Below are 21,533 nucleotides of genomic sequence, written 5' to 3'. Positions count from 1 at the left end.
GTGGTTACTCAGCCATTGCTAGAGCGTAATGGTTCTTTGAGGAAATAAAGGCTGGATACTTTTTCGCGAATTGTTGGAGACATTGTTTAAAGGATATTGTACTCATGAAGTTTTTAGCTAATACCATTTCATCTGAATACAATAAAAATTGCTGAAAATGCTGTTGAATAAATACCCTTGTCTTTTCATAATGCTTGTTAATTGAAATAGCGCCATAGATTTCTTGTTGATCAATAATATAAATAAAATCACAAAGTACTTTATGTGTGCCGTATTTAAGTTTTACCGTGACATATAATGTTTTTTCGTCACAGCGCTCTAAATCAAAATGGTGGAATGCTACTTTTACTTGATGAATAAAGCTCGAAACAGATGTATAATTGTCATTTTTTAAAATAAACATTCTCGACACCACCTTTTCTGAAAATTATAATGACAAAAAAATAGTTTGTCTATATTTAAACAGAATATTCTGTTATTTTATAGATTCTAATTGTTATTTTGCTTATAGTCATAGAAATTTGTTAAACTTAAATCTGCAATATATAAAAGAAGAGAGCGAAACGAAATGAAAATTATTCATATAGATCAAAAATATCCTGAAGATTGGATTCGCGTATTAAATCATATTGCGAATTTATTTTTTGAGGATTCCAAGCTGAAGGCTGAACCAATGGGAGCAGATATGTCTGCTTCATTTGACTATCAGACTGGAGACGATTTTTCCATTTCTACAAAAGCAAACTTGATTGTAGATGGTAAGCAATACACAAATGAGTACAGTATTCAATATGAGTCCCCAGCAACAGATCGTGAGCTAAATATTCGCATAAAACGTGCATTGTCACATGTATTTTTAGATGTTCTTGAACAGCATACTGGAGTGCATCAGCAATGGGGGATTTTAACGGGTGTACGCCCAACAAAGCTGTATCATAAATTTAGAAAAGAAGGTAAAAGTGAGCAAGAAATTGCTGATCTATTAATTCGAGATTTCCGCTTATCAAAGGAAAAAGTTGGACTATTAAAGGAAATTGTGGACCGACAACTAGTGACCATTCCTGATCTTGATGCCATTGGACAAGAAATCAGTGTTTATATTGGTATTCCATTCTGCCCTACCAAATGTGCATATTGCACTTTCCCAGCCTATGCGATTGGTAGTAATCGTAAGCAAGGGCGTGTTACGACTTTTTTAGATGGCTTGCATATTGAATTGCGCGAAATGGGCAAATGGCTGAAGGACAATGATATGAAAATCACCTCCATTTATTGGGGTGGTGGTACACCGACTTCAATTGAGGCCGATGAAATGGATGCCTTATATCAAACGATGTATGAATCATTCCCTAACCCTGAAACAATTCGAGAGGTGACAGTTGAAGCAGGAAGACCTGATACCATCACACCAGAAAAATTAGAAGTACTAAAAAAATGGGGTATTGATCGTATTAGTGTAAATCCACAATCTTATACTGATGAAACATTAAAAGCAATTGGTCGTCATCACACAGTCCAGGAAACCATTGATAAGTTTTGGCTTGCAAGAGAATCAGGTATGAACAATATCAATATGGATCTTATAATTGGGCTACCGAATGAAGGGATTGAAGAATTCCAACATTCATTAGAGGAATCGGCAAAAATGCAGCCAGAGTCTTTAACTGTTCATACGCTATCATTTAAACGTGCTTCAGAGATGACGCGTAATAAGGATAAATACAAAGTAGCCGACCGTGATACGGTAGCTGAAATGATGGAAATGGCACGAATTTGGACAAAAGAAAATGATTATGTTCCATACTATTTATATCGTCAGAAAAATATTTTAGGTAATTTAGAAAATGTCGGCTATAGTAAAGCGGGAGAAGAAAGTATTTATAATATCGTTATTATGGAAGAAGTGCAGACAATCTTAGGAATTGGCTGTGGGGCATCCTCAAAATTTGTTCATCCCGAAACAGGGAGAATTACACAATTCCATAATCCGAAAGATCCTGCTGCCTATATCATGACCTTTGAAGAGGCTATTGGGAAGAAAATAGAATTTTTAAATGAATTATATAAGGCTTAATGATGAAGGCAATCTGATCTGTTCAGATTGCCTTCATTGTTTGTAGTGTTCGTAATGTACAGGCCATTTTTAGCAGAACAGCATCCTCAAAGTATTGCGGATCATAGCCTGTTAATTCCCTTATTTTATTTAAACGATAAGTAAGTGTATGTCGATGAATATTCAATTGCTGAGCACAATGCTTTAGCTGTAAATTACAATCAAAAAACGATTGTAATGTTTCCAATTGTTTAGCGTCTAAATTTTTGAGTACACGACGGTAAAATGCTTGTACCTCCTCCGATTCACGATGTTTAAAAAGGGAATATAACTCGACATCTTCAAAAAAAGTCAATTCATTATTGATTGCAGCAAATTTTAGAGCTGTTTTGGCACCTTGGTAGCTATAGGGAAGCTGAGATAAATGTTGAACCACAGGCCCTACACCAATTTGAAGGGAGGGAAGTTTCTGCTTCTGCTTACGCAGTGCTTTTATAATAGGACGGCAATTTTGCTCCATACAACTTGTTAGTAGGATATAGTATTCCTGTAATTGGCTATGACCAGCAAGAATAGGCTGTTTGTAAAATAGATCCTCAAAAAAGAAGGGTATTGTATTTTCTGCGTAGGATGCTTCATTTAAGCTCACTAAAATCACCTGAAAAGGGCCAGAAAGAGCAAATGGTAATTTCTGAATCCGTTCAGTTAAGGTTCCGTCTAGCTTACTTCCATGAACGAGTGCTTCAAATATGTAATCGTTATTCTTTCGTTGCCATTCGCTTTTAGATTCAACAATCGCTTGATGGGCCATAATCTCTGTTGTGAGTTGAACGAGATTAGCAATTTCAAGCATATCCTCTGAATCTCCTGTAATACCTATAACACCTACAACCTCATCTTGGTACATAATTGGCATATTGATGCCTGGTTTTGTGTTTGGATAAAGTGCTATATTTTCCTCATTTATAATTAGAGTCTCTTTTGTCTGTGCTACGTATAGTGCACCTTCATGAATATTTTCCACCCTCATTTTATCCCCAGAAGCTAAAATGACTCCACTTGGGCTGATAACATTAATATTGTGACGCAAGCGCAACATCGTTTGATGGACGATGTCTTCTGCTAACTTTTTTGTCAACATGTTTATACACCTCGCATAAAAAACAGCCTGTTATATGACAGATAAATTGTACACCTATTATAATGTTTTCTGAATTTATTGTCATTATAATAAATTGTAAGCGCTTAACTTAGGGATATGAAAATTTACGTAAATGTCAATGGACGACATAAGTGGAGGTATAACATGAAAGTTATCATTAGTCCAGATTCCTACAAGGGTACTCTGTCAGCAGTTGAAGTAGCAAAGGCAATGCAAAAAGGAATCTTAGATGTGGATCATTCAATTGAAACAATTATACTACCAGTGGCAGATGGTGGTGAAGGTACACTGCACTCACTTATTGCCTCTACAGATGGTCGATATTGCTCAGCAACTGTGCTTGATCCATTGGGAAGAGCTATCCAGGCTCAATATGGTGTACTGGGCGATCAAGTAACCTGTGTAATAGAGATGGCTCAAGCATCTGGTATTATGCTGTTACAAGAAAATGAGAAAAATCCTGAACTTGCTACATCTTATGGCACAGGACAATTAATTAAAGCTGCACTTGATCAAGGTTTTAGAAAATTTATTATTGGCATTGGTGGGAGTGCTACAAATGATGCGGGTACTGGTATGTTACAAGCATTAGGTGTGCGGTTATTATCAGCGGAAGGGGTGGAACTTGAGGCTGGTGTTTCTAACCTTATGCAATTAGATGTCATAGATATGAGTCTACTAGATACTAGATTAGCAGAAGCAACATTTACGATTGCCTGTGATGTGGATAATCCGCTTATTGGTGAACGAGGAGCCACTGCCATCTTTGGTCCACAAAAGGGTGTTCAAAAACACCAGGTCGCTGAATTTGATCGTTGTTTAAAGCATTTTGCAGATATTGTTGAAGCTCAATTTGCTATACGATTACATGACTATAAAGGTGCTGGAGCCGCTGGGGGAATGGGGGGCGCATTAATCGCTTTTTTAAAAGGAACCTTCCATGCAGGAATTGACCTTGTGCTGGACGCTGTACAACTTCAGGCTCATTTAGCAGAAGCACAGTTAGTGATAACGGGTGAAGGAAAATCTGATCTTCAAACATTACATGGTAAGGCACCATTAGGTGTAGCAAAAGCCGCAAAGCAAGCGAATGTAGAGGCGATGCTGCTGTCTGGAGGAATTGATACCAAGGCAAATGCAGCATTACAAGCGTATTTTACAGTTGTTGAGTCATTGGTAGATGAGGAGATTGATGTGCAGCAGGCAATGCAAGAACCTGCACACTTTATTCGGTTAAAAACTAAAAGAATGATAGAGCGTTACTTACAAAAGGGGGATGTCTAGATGTTGTTCATTATTATATTAATAGGGGTATTATTTGTTGTCTTAGGAACAGCTAAGTTAAAGCTTCATCCGTTTTTAGCTTTATTAATCAGTGCTTTCTTCGTTGGAATTGCTTCAGGTATGCCATTGTTGACAGTAGTGGAAAGCATTAATACTGGATTTGGAGGCTTAATGACAAGTATTGGTTTAGTCATTATTGCTGGTACTATTATAGGCTTAATATTAGAAAAATCAGGTGCTGCTTATCGAATGGCAGAAGTAGTGTTAAGAATTGTAGGACCTAAACGTCCACAATTAGCGATGTCTTTAATTGGCTATATCGTATCCATACCAGTATTTTGTGATTCTGGCTTTATTATTTTATCCAGCTTGCAAAAATCATTAGCAAAGCGAGCCAATGTTACGATTGCATCTATGGCAGTAGCTTTAGCAACTGGCTTATTTGCGACGCATGTATTAGTACCACCAACTCCAGGTCCTATTGCAGCAGCAGGAAATATTGGCGCAGCAGATTATTTAGGAACAGTCATTGTCATTGGTTTATTAGTCGCGATACCAGCGACATTCGTAGGTTATCTATGGTCAGTAAAAGTTGCGACAAAAATTCGCGTTCCTGAAGATGAGGTAGAGGCATTAGATTATGAGGAAGTCATTAAATCCTTTGGTAAAATGCCCTCAACATTTAAAGCATTTTTACCAATCGTTCTGCCGATTGTGTTAATTGGTTTGGGTTCTATAGCAGCATTAGTTGGTGATACGGAATCGACTTTCAATACCATCTTTAAATTCTTAGGTTCTCCAACAGTGGCCTTATTTTTAGGTGTAGCAGCAGCCTTTTTATTATTACCTGAAATCAATGAAACGACATTAACAGGTTGGATTGGCGAAAGTCTAAAAGAAGCAGCACCAATTTTACTTATAACAGGGGCTGGTGGTTCGTTTGGAACTGTTATAAAAAATGCTGGTGTTGGAGAAATGCTTCAAGAAATGGATTTAGGTATGTTTGCCTCAGGTACATTATTCCTTCTTGTGCCGTTTATAGTAGCAGCAGCGTTGAAAACGGCTCAAGGTTCTTCTACAACAGCTCTTGTGATTACATCTACTTTAGTAGCCCCAATGCTTGTGACATTGGGAATTGATGGAGCGGTACCATTAGCATTAGTGGTGATGGCAATAGGTGCAGGAGCAATGACAGTTAGCCATGTGAATGATAGCTTCTTTTGGGTGATTACGCAGTATAGTGGTATGGAAGTAACACAAGCCTATAAAGCCCAAACGGTGGCCACATTACTCCAAGGGCTTGTGACTATTATTATTACGATGATTTTATGGTGGATATTTGTTTAAAGTAAAAGGAGAGCAGCCCATGGCTAGCTCTCTTTTTGTATAATAGGAGAATAGAAAGGAAGTTAGTAGATGAAAAAAATAATAGTATTACTCCTTTGTATTTTTTTATTAGCCGGCTGTACCGAGGCAGTCAAGACAGAGAAAATTCCTGTAACAGCTGGTCATGAAATGCAGGTTCATTTTATTGATGTAGGACAGGGGGATTCTATACTGATCGAATCACCAAGTGGTAAAACGATGCTTATAGATGGGGGAGTGAAGGGCGCAGGGCAACAGATTGTCTCTTATTTAAAAGAACTTGGGATAAATAAGCTTGATATTGTAGTAGCAACACACCCAGATGCTGATCATATTGGAGGGCTTATTCCTGTATTAGATAACATGACGATTGAGCAATTTTATGATTCGGGAAAAGTACATACATCGCAAACCTTTGAAGAGATGCTGACACGTATCGATGAAAAAAGTATTCCTTATCATGTGCCAAAAATCGGCGATGATATCGAATTTGATAAGGATGTAAATGTGAAAATTTTAAATGCCAATGATCAGGCTACAGACAATAACGATGCCTCCATTGTCTTAAAAATGACTTATGGGAATGTCTCTTTTTTATTGACAGGAGATGCGGGAGTGGCATTAGAAAAGGAAATGTTGCAGTATGATGTGAAAGCAACAGTTTTAAAAGCTGGACATCATGGCTCTAACACAAGTAGCTCAGAGGAGTTCATTCAGGCTGTAAAACCAGAGGTCACGATATTAAGTTATGGAGAGGATAATAAGTATGGACATCCACATGCAGAAATTGTGGACCGTTTGCAGGCTATTGGTAGTAAAATATATGCCACCGCGGATTTAGGAACGATTACGGTGTCCACAGATGGGGTAAACTATACGGTGAACGGTAAGGAAACTTCTAGTGTAGAAACTGGTAATATACTATCTAAAGAAGAACCGACAACAGCTATTGAAATCGTTAGTAAGGATCTAGTTACTGAAATTGTAGGAATTAAAAATAGTGGACAACACGCAGTATCTTTAAAAGATTGGCAGCTTATTTCAATTGAAGGGCATCAAGTTTATAATTTCCCTAATCTTTCTTTACAGCCAGGGAAAACGATTTATATTACTAGTGGAACCAATGCACGGGAAGGGCAAAATTATTTGAAATGGACAACTAAACAAATTTGGTTAAATGCTGGAGATGCTGCGCAATTACGGAATGAGAAAGGGGAACTTGTAAGTGAGCTTGAGTAAATACACATTGGACCGTATTGAAGATGGCTATGCGGTTTTCTTAAAGTTTCCAGCAGAAGAGGAACAACTCATTATTTCACAGTCAGCCATGAACAAGCCTGTGCAAGTAGGTGATCGTGTTCAGATAGAAGAAAAAGATGGTATTTACCATATTGAAATTTTAAAAGAAGAAACACAACAAAAAAGAGCAGACCTTCAGAGTTTAATGAATCGTTTACGAAATAAAAATAATAATTAATACATGACAAGCTGTGAAGATTTGACGTACAGCTTGTTTTTAGATACAGGAATTGTACTTAAATTGTTATCCTAAATATTTTGAAAATATGCTAAAATAGTAGTATTAATCGGGAGCTAGGAGCGGACAAAAATGTCGATAAATACAATTATTTTTGATTTAGATGATACACTACTATGGGATAAAAAATCAGTCAAAACTGCATTTGAAAAAACATGTGACTATGCAGCAACAGTACATAATGTGAATCCTACTGAGCTAGAGGAAGCTGTTCGCAGAGAGGCACGTGCTTTATATGAGGGTTATGAAACATATGATTATACGGTATTAATTGGTATCAATCCATTTGAAGGACTTTGGGGAACGTTTGACGACTCGACGGACTCCTTCCAAAAAATGAAGGAAATTGTTCCTAGCTATCGTGCAGCGGCTTGGACAAAAGGGTTAGCTACTCTTGGTATTGAAGATACAGCGTTTGGAGAGGAGCTAGGAGAGCGCTTTGTAGCCGAGCGTAAAGTAGCGCCATTTTTATACGAAGATACTTTTGCAGTGTTAGATGAATTAAAAGGAAGATATCAGCTTGTATTGCTTACAAATGGCGCACCAAGTTTGCAAAATTTAAAGCTAGAAATCACACCAGAAATTGCCCCATATTTTGATCATATTATTATTTCAGGTGACTTTGGTAAAGGTAAGCCGGACGCAGCTATTTTTGAGTATGTGATGGAGAAAGCAGGTATTACAGCGGACGAGGCAATTATGGTTGGCGACAATCTTAATACTGATATTTTAGGATCATCTCGTGTGGGAATGCGCAATGTATGGATTAATCGTGAAAGCAATATCGCCAACGGGGCTGTGACACCTACCTATGAGGTGGACTCTTTGACAGCGTTGTTGGAGCTTGTAAATAAGCTATAGATAAAAATGTGCTGACCCTTCATGGAGTCAGTACATTTTTTTTATTAAAAATAGACATTCAGTCCAAGGTATAAACATGTAAAAGCTATCGCTATACAAAGCTGAACAAGAGCGCTAGCAATTAAGTAACCCTTAGGTTCACCAGCCTTTTTACGATAATAGATTTGCATAAAGGAGTAGAGTGAGAAAAGGCCATAAATAATTGTTGCATGAATTGTATGGTGAACAAGATAGATACCAAATGAAATACCTCCAAACAACACGAGCATGATGGCATTGGCAATAGCATGCTCAACTGTCGCAGCGAAAAAGCGACGTTCTGTATAAGGCATTCTTTTTTTAGCAATCCATAGGATGAAATGCATAAGTAGGATGAAAATGTTCCCTAAAATAAGTTTCGTCGACCGCTTCTCATCATAAAAATAGCGTAGAGAGTCAATTGATTCTTCAATCAGAAAGGCTTGCTGGGTTTCAACATTGAAGAAAATCTTGTTATTGAGTACCTTCCATTTCTCTTGTGTACGGTCATTATAGAGAATCAAAATATCATAGATAGTACCACTTTTCCATTGACTAGCGGATATTGTTATAGGAGAAGCGTTGTCCCAATTCTGTTGTAGCTGTGTGATTGCCTTTGAATGAGCATAGCATTGCTGAGGAACATAAAGGCAAGAATCCTTTGCTATAAAGGTATCCTTGTTCAGATTCTCCTTTAAGTAGACACGTTGGATGGCTTTGGAGGAATCCATTGTCATAGGAGAATCAGTCGGACGTTGAACAAAAGTTAAAATTAATAAAGAAAGAACTACTATAAATAGCACTGACACAGACGGAATTTTCCATCCATTTCCAGTAGTTTGTTTACTAATTACTGAGGGCTCTGTCATATTGCGTAATAATTTTTTTTGCTGCTGATCAGATAACATTAAATCATCTAAGTGTTGCCATGTCTTCTTATCATTCTTCATCCATCTCACCTCCTAACTGTTTTTTTAATGCGATGAGTGCTCGTTTTAATGTGTTTTTTACTTTCCCCTCATTCCAGCCAAGAATAGCGCAGGTTTCTTCGATGGAAAGCCCCTCTATTTTGCGCAGAATGATCACATCACGATAGGTAATTTTTAGTTTTCGAATTGCAAGATACAGTATCTTGGCATCTTCTCGTTGCATCAGCCATTGATGAGGAGAAGGTGACGCTTGTTCTACATGCTGTTGTAAAAAAGGGACAAACTGAATAATCTTTTTCCGACGATAATGATCATAGGCAAGGTTACGTGCAGTGCACCGCAACCAAGCGAGATCGGCTCCTACTTTTATTGTTTGGTGATGGTTCAAATAACGGACAAAGGTTTCCTGTGTATAATCCTCCGCTAATTTTTCATCATTTAGTAAGTAATATAAGTATTTAAAAATGGTGTGATTATGTAAGTAAAATATTTCTTCTATGTTCAAGCTGAACACCTCCTTTTCTTTAAAGACGAAGAACTCATAGAAAAGTATCATTTTCCCAAAATAAAAAGCAGAGAGTAGAGACTCCCTGCTTCTTGTTGTTATTAATTATAGGTTAATGGCTTTTACCTCATCAATGTTTTCAAGCTGTGCCACAAAAACTAAATCTTCTTCTGTTACAACATTATCAACCGTTAACATCATAATCGCTGTACCACCAACCTGCGCACGACCAACCTGCATTGTTGCGATATTAATTTCTTTTTCTGCAAGCTTTGTTGCTACACGGCCAATTGCACCTGGTTTGTCAGTATTTTTAATATAAAGAAGGTGGCCTTGTGGAATGACGTCAACAACATAGTCCTCTACTTTTACAATACGTGCACCTAAACCGTTTAATAGTGTACCCGCTACAGTATGTGTTTCGTTAGCAGTAATAATTTCAATCGTAATTAAGCTAGTAAAGCCTTTTGCTGTTGTTGTTTTGTGCTCATTAATTTTCATACCAATACGTTCAGATAAGTAACGAGCATTCACATCATTGACATGATTACCGTGATTTTTAGACAGTAAACCTTTTAATGCATTTGAAGTTAATGGACGAACATCATAGTTTGCTACTTCTCCAGCATAAGATAGATTGATTTCTTTGACTGGCTCTGTTGTCACTTGTGATAGGAATGAACCAAGTTTTTCAGCTAATTCAAAGAATGGCTCAACTTGTGCAAGAAGCTCTTTAGGTATAGATGGCATGTTTACTGGATTTGTTACAGTACCTGTTTTGTAAAATTTAATGATGTCATTTGATACGTCAACCGCTACAGATTCTTGTGCCTCGATTGTAGATGCTCCTAAGTGAGGCGTTGCGATAACTTGTGGTAAAGTCAGTAGCTTATGATCTGTTGCTGGTTCAGAAACAAATACATCAAGAGCTGCTCCAGCCACTTTACCTGCTACGATTGCATCATATAAATCGTCTTCATTGATGATACCGCCACGTGCACAGTTAATAATACGTACGCCATCTTTCATCATCGCAAATTTATCTTTATTAATAAGGTTGCGAGTTTCAGGTAGAAGTGGTGTATGAACTGTAATGAAATCTGCAGCTACACAGATTTCTTCAACCGTTGCTTTTGTTACACCTAATTCTTTGGCACGTTCATCTGTTAGGAAAGGATCGTATGCCATAACATTCATACGTTGACCCTTAGCACGATAAGCTACTTCAACACCAATTCGACCAAAACCTACAACGCCTAAAGTTTTATTTTTTAGCTCCACGCCAACAAAAGATTTGCGATCCCATTTGCCATTTTTTAATGTATTAAAAGCTTGTGGAATATGACGGGCAAGTGAAGTCATCATCGCAATTGTATGTTCGGCAGCTGAGTTAGTATTACCATCTGGTGCGTTTACTACGATAATGCCGTGTTCTGTAGCAGCAGCAAGGTCAATATTATCGACACCAACACCAGCACGACCAATTAATTTTAAGCTTTTTGCTGCTTCAATTACTTCACGTGTTACCGTTGTTTGAGAACGAACAAGTAATACATCTACATCAGCAATTTTAGCGATTAATTCTTCTGGTGCTAAACCTGTGTCTACAATAATGTTTAAATCTAAATCTTGTTCCTGGCGTAATGGGAAAATACCATCCTCACTTAGTGGATCAGCGATAAATACGTTAATAGTTCTTGTTTTTGTTGCAGTAGTCATTATAATTAGCTCCTTTTTTATCATTATTGGCTATGGCTTTATCTACGATAGTCTGAAATTTGTAAAATTCGAGCATCTTACAGCATACAAACAATCTCCTTTCTAAATCGAAGACAATATAAAAAGCCTTCCACGCCTTACAAACACAGTTAGTGTGTTGTAAGGGGCGAAAGGCTGTATAAACTTTGGTTCGCGGTACCACCCTTAATCACTGCTGGAAAATTTATTCTGGCAGTCTTAGCTATATGCGTAACGTGCATGAGACGGATAAGCTTACTTTTAAGTTGTTCAGCCTATCTATTCAGGAGTGGAACTATTATCGTAGAAATCACTGATTTGCACCAACCATCAGCTCTCTTTGGATTTTCTTGCGACTAGTGTGTCTCCGTCGTTATATTTTTTGTGATTAAATTTGTTAACATCATAATCCCTATTGTTCACCTTTGTCAACGATATTTCTTAAAAACTTTAAAAATACTGACTTCAAAAGTCTGAAAAATAACTAAAAACGAATATTATTTATATAATACTGTTTTATTGTTCGTCTTTTTGGGGAATACAATGAAAGCGCTAACGATATTTGAAAAGTCCGATAGTATCAGGTTTCTGTGTAGTTTTAGCATTGAAAATTATATGGGAATTAAATGGAATAAAATAGAGGGTTTATGCTAATTATCCATGGATTTGTTCTAAGAAAGCGAACGTTTTTGTTTGTCACATTTTAGACAAAAATATAAAAAGTAGAAGGTAAACAGACTGTGAGAGAAGAATGTTAGTTAAGGATGATTGATTTGGGGGTGTAAGAATGAAGTACGATGTTGCAATAGTCGGTGCTGGTCTTGCAGGATTAGTCGCAGCTTGTGAATTAATCGATGCAAAGAAAAAAGTTCTTTTAGTAGATCAAGAGCCTGAAAATTCAATCGGAGGACAGGCATATTGGTCTTTTGGAGGAATATTTTTAGTAAATTCTCCAGAGCAAAGAAGGCTTGGAATTAAAGATAGTAAGGAGCTTGCATGGCAGGATTGGCAAGGAACTGCAGGCTTTGATCGTTTAGAAGATGAGGATTCCTGGGCGTATAAATGGGCAAGAGCATATGTCGATTTTGCTGCAGGTGAAAAATACGACTGGTTAAAGTCAAAAGGTATAAAGTTTTTCCCTGTTGTTGGATGGGCAGAGCGGGGAGGCTCATTGGCAGGAGGGCATGGCAATTCAGTACCTAGATTTCATATTGTCTGGGGAACAGGCCCTGGCATTGTAAAGCCATTTGTAGATAAAGTAAAACAGGCTATGAAAGAAGGATTCATTGACTTCAAGCCAAGACATCGTGTGGATGAATTTGTGCAGCAAGAAGGGAAGATTATAGGAATTAGCGGAACGGTGCTAGCTGAAACCTTTATTAATCGAGGTGAAAAAAGTTCGAGATTAGGAATCGGTGAATTTTCCTACGAAGCTAAAGCTGTGATTGTGGCAAGTGGTGGTATTGGGGCAAATTTTGATTTAGTGAGAAAAAATTGGCCTGCTCGATTAGGAACCCCTCCCAAAAATATGGTATGTGGTGTACCAGCTTACGTTGACGGAAGAATGCTAGAGATCACGGAACATGCTGGGGGACGCATTGTAAACCGTGATCGCATGTGGCATTACACAGAGGGTTTAAGAAATTGGGATCCAATATGGCCCAACCATGGAATTCGGATATTGCCTGGTCCCTCCTCCCTGTGGTTTGACGCAGAGGGGAATCGTTTTCATGCACCCAACTTTCCAGGGTTTGATACACTCAGTACGTTAGAGGCGATTCAAAAAACAGGTTATGACTATTCCTGGTTTATTTTAACGGAGAAAATTATTGAGAAAGAATTTGCATTATCTGGCTCGGAGCAAAACCCAGATTTAACAAACAAAAGCATAGGCGATGTTCTAAAACGCATTTTACCAGGCCCACCTGCTCCTATCCAAGCTTTTAAAAATCACGGAGAGGATTTTGTGATTGCACATGATCTAAAGGAACTTGTAGATGGAATGAATAAACTTGCTGGAAATGAGCTACTTGATTTCATGAAGATTAAAGAGCAAATCTTGGCAAGAGATCGGGAAATGGACAATAAGTTTACAAAGGATTTGCAAGTAAACGCTATTCATGGAGCAAGAAATTATATTGGGGATAAATGGGTGCGTGTTGCCAAGCCACATAAAATTTTAGATACCAAAAATTGGCCTTTAATTGCTGTTCGCTTAAACATTCTAACAAGGAAAACTTTAGGTGGCTTACAAACAAATTTAAATGGCGCTGTTTTGGGCATGGACGGTCAGCCAATTCCTGGGTTATTTGCTGCTGGTGAAGTAAGTGGTTTCGGTGGCGGTGGCGTCCATGGCTACCGCGCTTTAGAAGGGACATTTGTTGGTGGTTGTTTATTTAGTGGACGCCAGGTAGGGCGTTATTTAGGGCAAGGATAAAGTGCATAAATGAATGAAGAGCATCGTTTTGATGAACGATGCTCTTTTTAAATGGATTGATAATGTTGGAGTAGATCACTATGCTGAAGTTTTGAGCAGAAATCCAACAGCAATGCGCACCTTGATTAAATTATGAAATGGATTAACAATTTGATTGTTGGACCTCTGCAATCTTAGCAATTTGTTCTTCAACCTGTTCCTTTGTCCAACCGTTTTCCTCCACGAAAAAGTTGCGTTCTGCACGGCGACAATCATCTGAACAGCTTCGCATGTAAAATGCCTCATGTTTTTCTTCACAAAGCATTAACTTATGACACGCTGGGTTTGCACAGTTTGTGTATCGTTCAGAAGGCTCCCCGGTGAAATAATCCTTCCCAACAATAACATGTTCCACCTGATTAATCGGTACACTTCGACGGCGGTCAAAAACAAACATTTGACCATCCCATAATTGACCTTTTACCTCAGGATCCTTCGCATATGTAGCAATACCGCCGTGTAATTGACCTACGCTCTTACCATAGCCCTCGCGTTTTAGCCAACCAGAGAATTTTTCGCAGCGAATACCACCTGTACAATAAGTTAAGATTTTTTTATCTGCAAAATCTTCTTTATGTTCCTCCATCCAAGCAGGTAGGTCACGGAAGTTTTCAATATCTGGTCGAACAGCTCCTCGGAAATGACCGAGATCATATTCATAGTCATTACGGGCATCGATAACCACGGTGTTGTCATCTTGCATCTGTTCCATAAATTCTTTAGGTGTTAAATAATCACCTGTGATTTCTAACGGATTGATATCCTGTTCTAAACCGAGGTGAACAATTTCTCGACGAGGACGTACATGCATTTTTCTAAAGGTATGCCCTTCAGTCTCATCAATTTTCCACATCATATCGCTAAAACGAGCATCTGCCTTCATATGATTCATGTAAGCATCTGTTTGCTCAATGGTACCTGATACAGTTCCGTTAATACCTTCGTAACCTACTAAAATACGACCAAGAAGCCCTATCTCTTTACACAATGCTAAATGTTCTTCTGCGAACGCTTCAGGATCTTCAATCGTAATATATTTATAATAAAGTAATACACGATAGTCTTTTTGTGTCAAAATACATTACCACCTTTATCTCGATATTCGTCCTTTAATATAGCATAACAGGAGCAATTTTGCTTAGAGAGAAGGAGTTTTCTAAAAAAACACGAATTATACATAGTGAATGACTATTCATATTTGGGGGTTATAGAGATGGAATTTTCAACGATTACATTAGAAAAATTAGAGCGTCGAGCAACCTTAACATTGAATCGTCCACAGGCGATGAATGCAATGGATGATGTCATGATGCGTGAACTTGCAGAATGCTTTGAGGCTCTACAGCAGGAAAAAGATATTCAGGTGCTTGTTATTCGTGGAGAAGGAAAGGTCTTTTCTGCGGGTGGTGATATAAAAGCAATGCTAGATGAAAGCAAACCACTGAATATTGATGAGGCAATGGTTTATCTGACACGTATCGTGAAGGCATATTATCAGCTACCGATGATTGTGATTGCAGCGGTTCATGGTGCATCAGCAGGTTTAGGATTTAGTCTAACACTAGGGGCAGATATTATTGTAGCCTGTGAAAATAGTAAACTTGCTATGAATTTCATTGGAATTGGACTGATTCCAGATGGGGGCGGTCATTTCTTCATGAAGGAGCGTGTAGGTACTGTTAAAGCGAAACAAATGATATGGGAGGGAAAGGTATTAACAGCAAAAGAAGCATTAGATGCAGGGTTAATTGATTATATTGCACCAGAGGGCACTGTATTTGCAATGGCAGATCAGGTGGTGGGGAAAATGCTTGCATCCCCGATTTCTTCCATGATTACAACGAAAAAAATTCTACATGCACAAAATATGCCACAGCTAGAAAATATCTTAGCATTAGAGGCTGAGGGCCAGTCTGCAATGCGTAAAACAACAGATCATGTCGAGGGCATTCATGCATTTGTAGAGAAAAGAACGCCTGTCTTTGTAGGCAAATAAAAATAATAAAAGGCGCGTAGCAAACCATTGACTACGTGCCTTTTATTAGCCACTAAACATGGAATAAAATTAATTTACCTGAAGCGTTTACAAGACGATGAGTTTTATCGGCAACACCTTTTTCCTCAATTTGTTGTTGTCCATTTAGTTTAGCAGCCTCATCATTTTCAAAAGTCCAAGTTTCATCAAACAATGTTTCCCCTGTTTTTTCAAAAGCTGTAAAACGATAATTCTCCATACAGACCCCACCCTTTTACTTGAATATATTTCTATTATACATAGAAGATTTATAAACTTCACGGTAAAACTAGTGAATTTTTTGATAAATTACGAAAATTGTGGAAAAAGTAAGGCAATGTTGTTTTTTTCGTAATAGCATTTTTCATCAAACATGAGTTATGATAAAATAGAACAAATATTCGGTTTTGAATAAACAACATATTATTACTTTGGTTTTGTACTAAAGAGAGAATTATCTACTATTTGAGGTGATTGGATGTCAGCAATTCGTTTTTTCCATATGGCAGATTTACATTTAGATAGTCCATTTAAGGGCTTATTTGGTCTACCCGAACCCATTTTAAAAAAAATACGGTCAAGCACTTTTGAAGCGTTTGATAAAATTATCCTTAAAGCGATTCAGGAAAAACCTGATTTTTTACTAATTGTTGGGGATATTTATGATGGTGAAAATCGTAGCTTGCAAGCACAACGAAGATTTCAAGATGCAATGGAGAAGCTTTTTCAACACAATATCCCTGTCATTGTGAGCTACGGAAATCATGATCATTTAAATGGTACATGGACACGCTTTTCTTTACCAAGTAATGTCTATGAATTACCAGCTGAAACGAGTGTAGTTCAATTAAAAATACGGGGTCAACAAGTGAATATATATGGTTTTAGCTATCCTGAACGTCATTTAAAGGAATCTGTTATTGAAAGCTATCCAACTGCACATGATCAGCATGCCATTCATATTGGTATGCTTCATGGCAGTGAGGCAGGCAATACAACACATGATGTGTATGCCCCTTTTACAAAACAACAGTTACTTGAAAAGAACTATCATTATTGGGCGCTTGGCCATATTCATAAACGACAGCTTTTACATCAAAACCCTCCAATTGTTTATCCAGGCAATATTCAAAGTCGACATCGTAAAGAACAAGGAATGAAAGGCTTTTATGATGTGACGCTATCCAAAACATCGACTGAGCTTGATTTTATCTCTACCTCTGCTGTTGTTTATAGCACCATTGAGATGGATTGTACGAATGTGGTACACGCCAATGAATTATTGAAGAGATGTGCAGAAGCTATTACAGCTATTAGGAAGAAGTATGGCGCATCGGTAGTAGAGCTTCATTTGCAAAATATTGACGAACAAACGGAAGCTTTATTTGAACATGCAACAGTAGATGCATGGTTAGAGACTATTCGAGAGGCTGAGGAAGGTATTGACCCAATGTGTTGGGTACAAAAGATGGTGTTGCAAAAGGCAGCGAGATTTTATGAGCATACAGCAACAACTCAATCCGTTGTGAGCTTAATGGAACAATGGGACAGTAATGAATGGAAGGATATTCTAAAAGATTTGTACCAATATGCTGGTGGTGCGAGGCTGATAGAGCCACTTAGTGAAAAGGATATTGAGAACTTAACCCATCGTGCACAGACATTATTAGCAGAAGAAATTCAAAGGGCGTGATTACATGCTGACAATACAGAAAATCCAAATTTATGGCTTTGGTAAGCATGAAAATATCTCCATTTCGTTAAATGATGGTGTCACTATTTTTTATGGATTAAATGAAGCAGGAAAAACGACGATACAGCAGTTTATACTACAAATGCTTTTTGGTTTCCCAACAAGGCAGCAGATACAGCGCAAATATGAGCCGAAAATTTCAACGAAATATGGAGGTCAGCTGACACTTTTACACCCTATTTATGGTCAATGTACAGTTGAACGTGTGAAAGGAAAGGCTGCTGGTGATGTTACTGTCTACCTAGAGGATGGAACGACGGGGCATGATGAGTTGTTAGTAAAGCTTTTATATGGATATTCTAGGGCATCCTTTGAAGCCATTTTTTCTTTTTCGCTGCATGAACTACAAGGTATTGAAAAAATGTCTGAAGAGGAGCTAACCCATTTGCTACTTGCCTCAGGTACAACAGGTATTCAGTATTTATCCGCACTTGAAAAGAAAATGGATAAAGAGGCTAGTGAGCTGTTTAAAAAGACAGGTAAAGTGCCATTGATTAATCAAAAGATTGAACAACTAAAGCAGCTTGAGCGGACAATTAAACAGGAACAGGGGAAGATTCAAACCTTTGAGGATAAATTACAGCAATTACAATTACTTGAGCAAAATTTAGAACAGCTATTTGGTACGCAAAAACGGCAACAGCAACAATGGCAGCAATTAACTATTCAAAAGCAAGCACTCCCTCTCCTCAAGCAGCAACAGACATTGCAACAGACAATGACCAATTTTCAACATGTTCAGTTTCCATCAGAGGGTATCAGACGGTATGAGCAGGTAAAGGATCGTCTGTTACATGAAAGTCAGCAACTGATGCAATTAAAGGAGCAGCATCAAATATTGCAGGAGAAAATACTTGCAACAGTGGATGAGCAAAAGGTCAATGAAATGGCTTACCTTATGCAAAAAGAGGCAACGTGGCATCAGCTAATGGTGAAAGAGCAAAATTTACAGGATGATCTATTTTTGCTCGAACAAGAAATTGAAGCACAGTTTCGTTTACTAGGTGTAACAGAGAAAGAAGCACAAGAAAATCTTTTGAACGAAACAGTTTCACTCCAACAGGAGCAACAATTTCAGCTTCAATTAAGTAAATTAGAGGAGGCGGAGGAAGAGCTAAAATTTCATCTACGTTCACTAGAGCAAGTACACCTAGAATTAGATGCAATAGCCAAACAGAAGCAACAGCTAATGCGTGAGTCATTAACAAGTGAGGAAGAACATATTTTAGCACAATGGCCTCAACAAAAGCGGAGGCTTGAGCAACTACGTTCTGCCAAATCGCAACGCAGTAAGCAGAAGCAGCCTCATGACTTTATCTGGCTTGTACTACTGATTTGCTTCATGTCGTTTGCTTATGGTGTATTTGAAAAAAACATAGTTGTAATTCTAATTGGAGCAGTTTTATCATTGCTAACTTTTTTGTTTATTCGATATGTTAAGCAAGCAAATGAACCTACTAATAAAGAGCATAGCATCCTCCTACGGGAGTTAGAGCAAGAGGAATTGACAGTACAAGCAGTTCTTGCAAAGAAGCAAAGATATGAAGATCGCTGGTTGCACATCAATGAACAGCAGAAAGAGAAGGAGCAGCAATATACTTCTCTTGAATATAAAATTCAACTAACGGAGGTAGAGAGTGAAGAGGCCACTCAAACGCTCCAACATTTTTTAAAGCGTTATCGCTTACAAGGAACGATAGCCAGATCGCTAATGCCCGAATTATTTATGCGTATTCGTGGTGTACAAGAATTAGCAGCTAAAAGAAACAGTACCTCAAGTCTGTTGCAAGAAACGCAGGTAGAAAAGAACAACATTTATGAGCAGCTTCAACGGGTTTTAGAGGGAGCCTATAATGAACATGAAATTTATATGCATTTACGAACAGCCTACCTTGAAGCACAACAGCAACAGCAACAAGCACAGCATGCAAAAGATCAGCTAGCCAGCGTTCAAATAAAAATAGAAGGTGGACAATCAAGAATGGATCGTTATACTGCTGAAATGTACGAGCTATTCAAAGAAGCAAAGATCCAAAATGAGCAGGCTTATTATGAAATGCATGAGCAATTTGAACAGAGAAGAAAAATTGAGACAGAATTGCAAACCGTCCAGGCTCAATTATCTTCACTCGATCTTCAACAGAAGGAAAATCTGATTGAGGACTCTGTTAGCGAACGCATATTTGCTTTAGAACAAGAGCAGCAATCATTGCAACTAGAAATTGATCAATGTCTGGAACAACGTGCTGCTTTGCTAATGGAAAAAGAACAGCTATTAAATGATGAAAAGTATGGTCAATTACTTCAACAGTTTGAGCAGGAGAAAACAGAATTGCAGCAGTTAATTGAGCAGTGGGCAACTAAAAAAGCTGTGGCGACAGCTATTCATGAAACCCTATTCCGTCTTCGTGAAGAAAAATTACCTCATGTCCTTGAAGAGGTAAATGCTATATTCCGTTTACTAACAGGAGGAAACTATGACAAAATTTCGATTCATGAGGATGGTTATTTTGTAGCGCAGGATGCTGCAGGGATACGTTATCAAATGGTGGAGTTGTCCCAGGCTACCAAAGAGCAAGCTTATATTGCATTGCGAATGGCTCTAGCAAAAACCCTAGTGAGCGCTGCACCATTTCCAATGATTATGGACGATCCTTTTGTCCATTTTGATCGAAACCGCACAGACAAAATGGTACAATTAATGAAAGAAGTAGGATATGAACGTCAAATTTTATATTTTACTTGTCATGACACAATGCTCAACTATTGGCAAAAAAACCAGATTGTCGATATAGGAGCATTAGCAAATGAAAGGGGAGTGGCGTCAACATGAAAGGGATTACGACGCTCCAAGTTGGAGAAGTAGTTGATCAATTTTTATTAATAAAACAAGCGACAAAAGGGGTTACAACCGTTGGGAAGCCATTTATGTCGCTAATATTACAAGATAAGAGTGGGGATATAGAGGCAAAGCTATGGGATACGAATGAGGATCATGAAAAGATGTACCATGCGGAAGCCATTGTACGTGTTGGCGGAGAGATTCATGACTATAGAGGAAAGAATCAATTGCGTATTAAATCTATCCGTGTTGCTAAGCCAGAGGAAGGAATTGCTATTCACGATTTAGTGCCATCCTCTGCAACACCAAAAGAACAACTGTATGAAGAATTAACGCAATTTTTCTTTGACATTAAAAACCCTAATATCTCACGGATTACAAGAGCAGCAATTAAAAAACATCAAGAGGCTATTTTAGTTTTTCCAGCAGCGACTAAAAATCATCATGACTATGCATCAGGTTTATTAGATCATATGGTCTCCATGCTCAAACTAGGTAAAGCCATTGCTGACCTATATCCAACATTAAATCGTGACTTATTATATGCTGGAATTATTTTACATGATGTAGGCAAGGTTGTAGAGTTATCAGGCCCAGTTGCCACAATGTATACAGTGGAGGGCAATTTATTAGGTCATATTACGATTATGGTAAATGAAATTGCTAAGATTGCTAGTGAGCTTGAAATTGAAGGTGAAGAAGTCATGCTGTTGCAGCATATGGTATTGTCACACCATGGGAAAGAAGAGTGGGGTAGCCCGAAAAAACCTATGATTCAGGAAGCAGAAATTTTGCATTATATCGATAACATTGATGCAAAGATGAATATGTTAACAAGGGCATTAGGTAAAACGACACCGGGCGAATTTACAGAGAGACTCTTCCCACTTGATAATCGTTCATTCTATAAGCCTACTATTTAAAAAGCAATATCAATCGTCCCATAAACTAACGTTGCTGTCTAGCTATTCGATATTAATTTCTCTGAGTCTAAGTA

The 21,533-nt window shown here is 37.9% G+C and carries 19 protein-coding genes and 1 other annotated feature; of the genes, 12 read left to right on the top strand and 7 right to left on the bottom strand.

All coding sequences use genetic code 11. The features are described 5' to 3' along the window. Positions 1-4: 4 nt before the first annotated feature. A complete protein-coding gene (locus AC1RFD_RS15405; protein ID WP_490762084.1) occupies positions 5-403 on the bottom strand; it encodes a hypothetical protein in 399 nt (132 codons plus the stop codon). A gap of 165 nt (positions 404-568) precedes the next feature. Here AC1RFD_RS15405 and AC1RFD_RS15400 point away from each other — a divergent pair, with 165 nt between their 5' ends. Further along, complete coding sequence (locus tag AC1RFD_RS15400; protein WP_048391787.1) at positions 569-2,074, top strand: coproporphyrinogen III oxidase; 1,506 nt, start codon at positions 569-571, stop codon at positions 2,072-2,074. Between the two features lie 22 nt (positions 2,075-2,096). Here the strand turns inward: AC1RFD_RS15400 and AC1RFD_RS15395 are convergent, their stop codons facing one another. Further along, a complete protein-coding gene (locus AC1RFD_RS15395; RefSeq protein WP_048391786.1) occupies positions 2,097-3,194 on the bottom strand; it encodes a CdaR family transcriptional regulator in 1,098 nt (365 codons plus the stop codon). Positions 3,195-3,359: 165 nt separating this feature from the next. Here AC1RFD_RS15395 and AC1RFD_RS15390 point away from each other — a divergent pair, with 165 nt between their 5' ends. From AC1RFD_RS15390 to AC1RFD_RS15370, 5 genes are all read left to right on the top strand, one after another. Next, complete coding sequence (locus AC1RFD_RS15390) at positions 3,360-4,499, top strand: glycerate kinase (protein ID WP_048391783.1); 1,140 nt, start codon at positions 3,360-3,362, stop codon at positions 4,497-4,499. Next, positions 4,500-5,846 carry a GntP family permease gene (locus AC1RFD_RS15385; RefSeq protein ID WP_054548651.1) on the top strand — a complete coding sequence of 449 codons (1,347 nt, stop codon included), beginning with the start codon at positions 4,500-4,502 and terminating at the stop codon, positions 5,844-5,846. Positions 5,847-5,915: 69 nt separating this feature from the next. Further along, positions 5,916-7,103 (top strand): MBL fold metallo-hydrolase, encoded by a 1,188-nt coding sequence (locus AC1RFD_RS15380; RefSeq protein ID WP_492475044.1) that lies wholly within the window; start codon positions 5,916-5,918, stop codon positions 7,101-7,103. Continuing rightward, positions 7,090-7,341 carry a DUF3006 domain-containing protein gene (locus tag AC1RFD_RS15375; RefSeq protein WP_492475043.1) on the top strand — a complete coding sequence of 84 codons (252 nt, stop codon included), beginning with the start codon at positions 7,090-7,092 and terminating at the stop codon, positions 7,339-7,341. The genes AC1RFD_RS15380 and AC1RFD_RS15375 overlap by 14 nt, the downstream gene beginning before the upstream one ends. A gap of 132 nt (positions 7,342-7,473) precedes the next feature. After that, positions 7,474-8,262: an HAD family hydrolase gene (locus AC1RFD_RS15370; RefSeq protein ID WP_492475042.1), complete on the top strand. Its 789-nt coding sequence runs from the start codon at positions 7,474-7,476 to the stop codon at positions 8,260-8,262. A 44-nt stretch (positions 8,263-8,306) separates the two neighbouring features. Here the strand turns inward: AC1RFD_RS15370 and AC1RFD_RS15365 are convergent, their stop codons facing one another. From AC1RFD_RS15365 to serA, 3 genes are all read right to left on the bottom strand, one after another. Next, entirely contained in the window at positions 8,307-9,230 is a 924-nt protein-coding gene (locus AC1RFD_RS15365; protein ID WP_115674058.1) for a hypothetical protein, read from the bottom strand. Continuing rightward, the gene (locus tag AC1RFD_RS15360) at positions 9,220-9,723 is read right to left on the bottom strand and encodes an RNA polymerase sigma factor (protein WP_238542698.1); all 504 of its coding nucleotides are present in this window, start codon (positions 9,721-9,723) and stop codon (positions 9,220-9,222) included. The genes AC1RFD_RS15365 and AC1RFD_RS15360 overlap by 11 nt, the downstream gene beginning before the upstream one ends. A gap of 96 nt (positions 9,724-9,819) precedes the next feature. Beyond that, on the bottom strand, positions 9,820-11,433 hold the full coding sequence (gene serA, locus AC1RFD_RS15355) for a phosphoglycerate dehydrogenase (protein WP_492475041.1): 1,614 nt from the start codon (positions 11,431-11,433) through the stop codon (positions 9,820-9,822). A gap of 159 nt (positions 11,434-11,592) precedes the next feature. Next, positions 11,593-11,834, bottom strand: a binding site (T-box leader). Between the two features lie 404 nt (positions 11,835-12,238). Between serA and AC1RFD_RS15350 the strand changes: the two genes are divergently transcribed. Further along, positions 12,239-13,888: an FAD-binding dehydrogenase gene (locus tag AC1RFD_RS15350; RefSeq protein ID WP_048391767.1), complete on the top strand. Its 1,650-nt coding sequence runs from the start codon at positions 12,239-12,241 to the stop codon at positions 13,886-13,888. Between the two features lie 13 nt (positions 13,889-13,901). Further along, complete coding sequence (locus AC1RFD_RS15345) at positions 13,902-14,024, top strand: hypothetical protein (protein ID WP_255349860.1); 123 nt, start codon at positions 13,902-13,904, stop codon at positions 14,022-14,024. Positions 14,025-14,030: 6 nt separating this feature from the next. Here the strand turns inward: AC1RFD_RS15345 and trhO are convergent, their stop codons facing one another. After that, entirely contained in the window at positions 14,031-15,002 is a 972-nt protein-coding gene (trhO, locus tag AC1RFD_RS15340; protein WP_259949862.1) for an oxygen-dependent tRNA uridine(34) hydroxylase TrhO, read from the bottom strand. Positions 15,003-15,140: 138 nt separating this feature from the next. Between trhO and AC1RFD_RS15335 the strand changes: the two genes are divergently transcribed. Beyond that, positions 15,141-15,923 carry an enoyl-CoA hydratase gene (locus AC1RFD_RS15335; protein ID WP_048391764.1) on the top strand — a complete coding sequence of 261 codons (783 nt, stop codon included), beginning with the start codon at positions 15,141-15,143 and terminating at the stop codon, positions 15,921-15,923. Between the two features lie 52 nt (positions 15,924-15,975). On the opposite strand, the gene AC1RFD_RS15330 is transcribed toward AC1RFD_RS15335, so the two are convergent. Next, positions 15,976-16,161 carry a YhzD family protein gene (locus AC1RFD_RS15330; RefSeq protein WP_036075853.1) on the bottom strand — a complete coding sequence of 62 codons (186 nt, stop codon included), beginning with the start codon at positions 16,159-16,161 and terminating at the stop codon, positions 15,976-15,978. Between the two features lie 258 nt (positions 16,162-16,419). Here AC1RFD_RS15330 and AC1RFD_RS15325 point away from each other — a divergent pair, with 258 nt between their 5' ends. Genes AC1RFD_RS15325 through yhaM form a run of 3 tightly spaced genes read left to right on the top strand, consistent with a single transcriptional unit; the run spans position 16,420 to position 21,459 of the window. Beyond that, positions 16,420-17,634, top strand: coding sequence for a metallophosphoesterase family protein (locus AC1RFD_RS15325; protein ID WP_492475040.1), 1,215 nt, complete (start codon positions 16,420-16,422; stop codon positions 17,632-17,634). Between the two features lie 4 nt (positions 17,635-17,638). Continuing rightward, positions 17,639-20,527, top strand: a complete 2,889-nt coding sequence (locus AC1RFD_RS15320) for an ATP-binding protein (protein WP_492475039.1) — start codon at positions 17,639-17,641, stop codon at positions 20,525-20,527. Then, a complete protein-coding gene (gene yhaM, locus AC1RFD_RS15315; RefSeq protein WP_048391758.1) occupies positions 20,524-21,459 on the top strand; it encodes a 3'-5' exoribonuclease YhaM in 936 nt (311 codons plus the stop codon). Before AC1RFD_RS15320 ends, yhaM begins: the two co-directional genes overlap by 4 nt. Positions 21,460-21,533 lie beyond the last annotated feature (74 nt).

The organism is Lysinibacillus sp. GW823-FHT02G10 (assembly GCF_058797135.1).
This window is presented reverse-complemented; position numbering and strand designations above follow the sequence as displayed.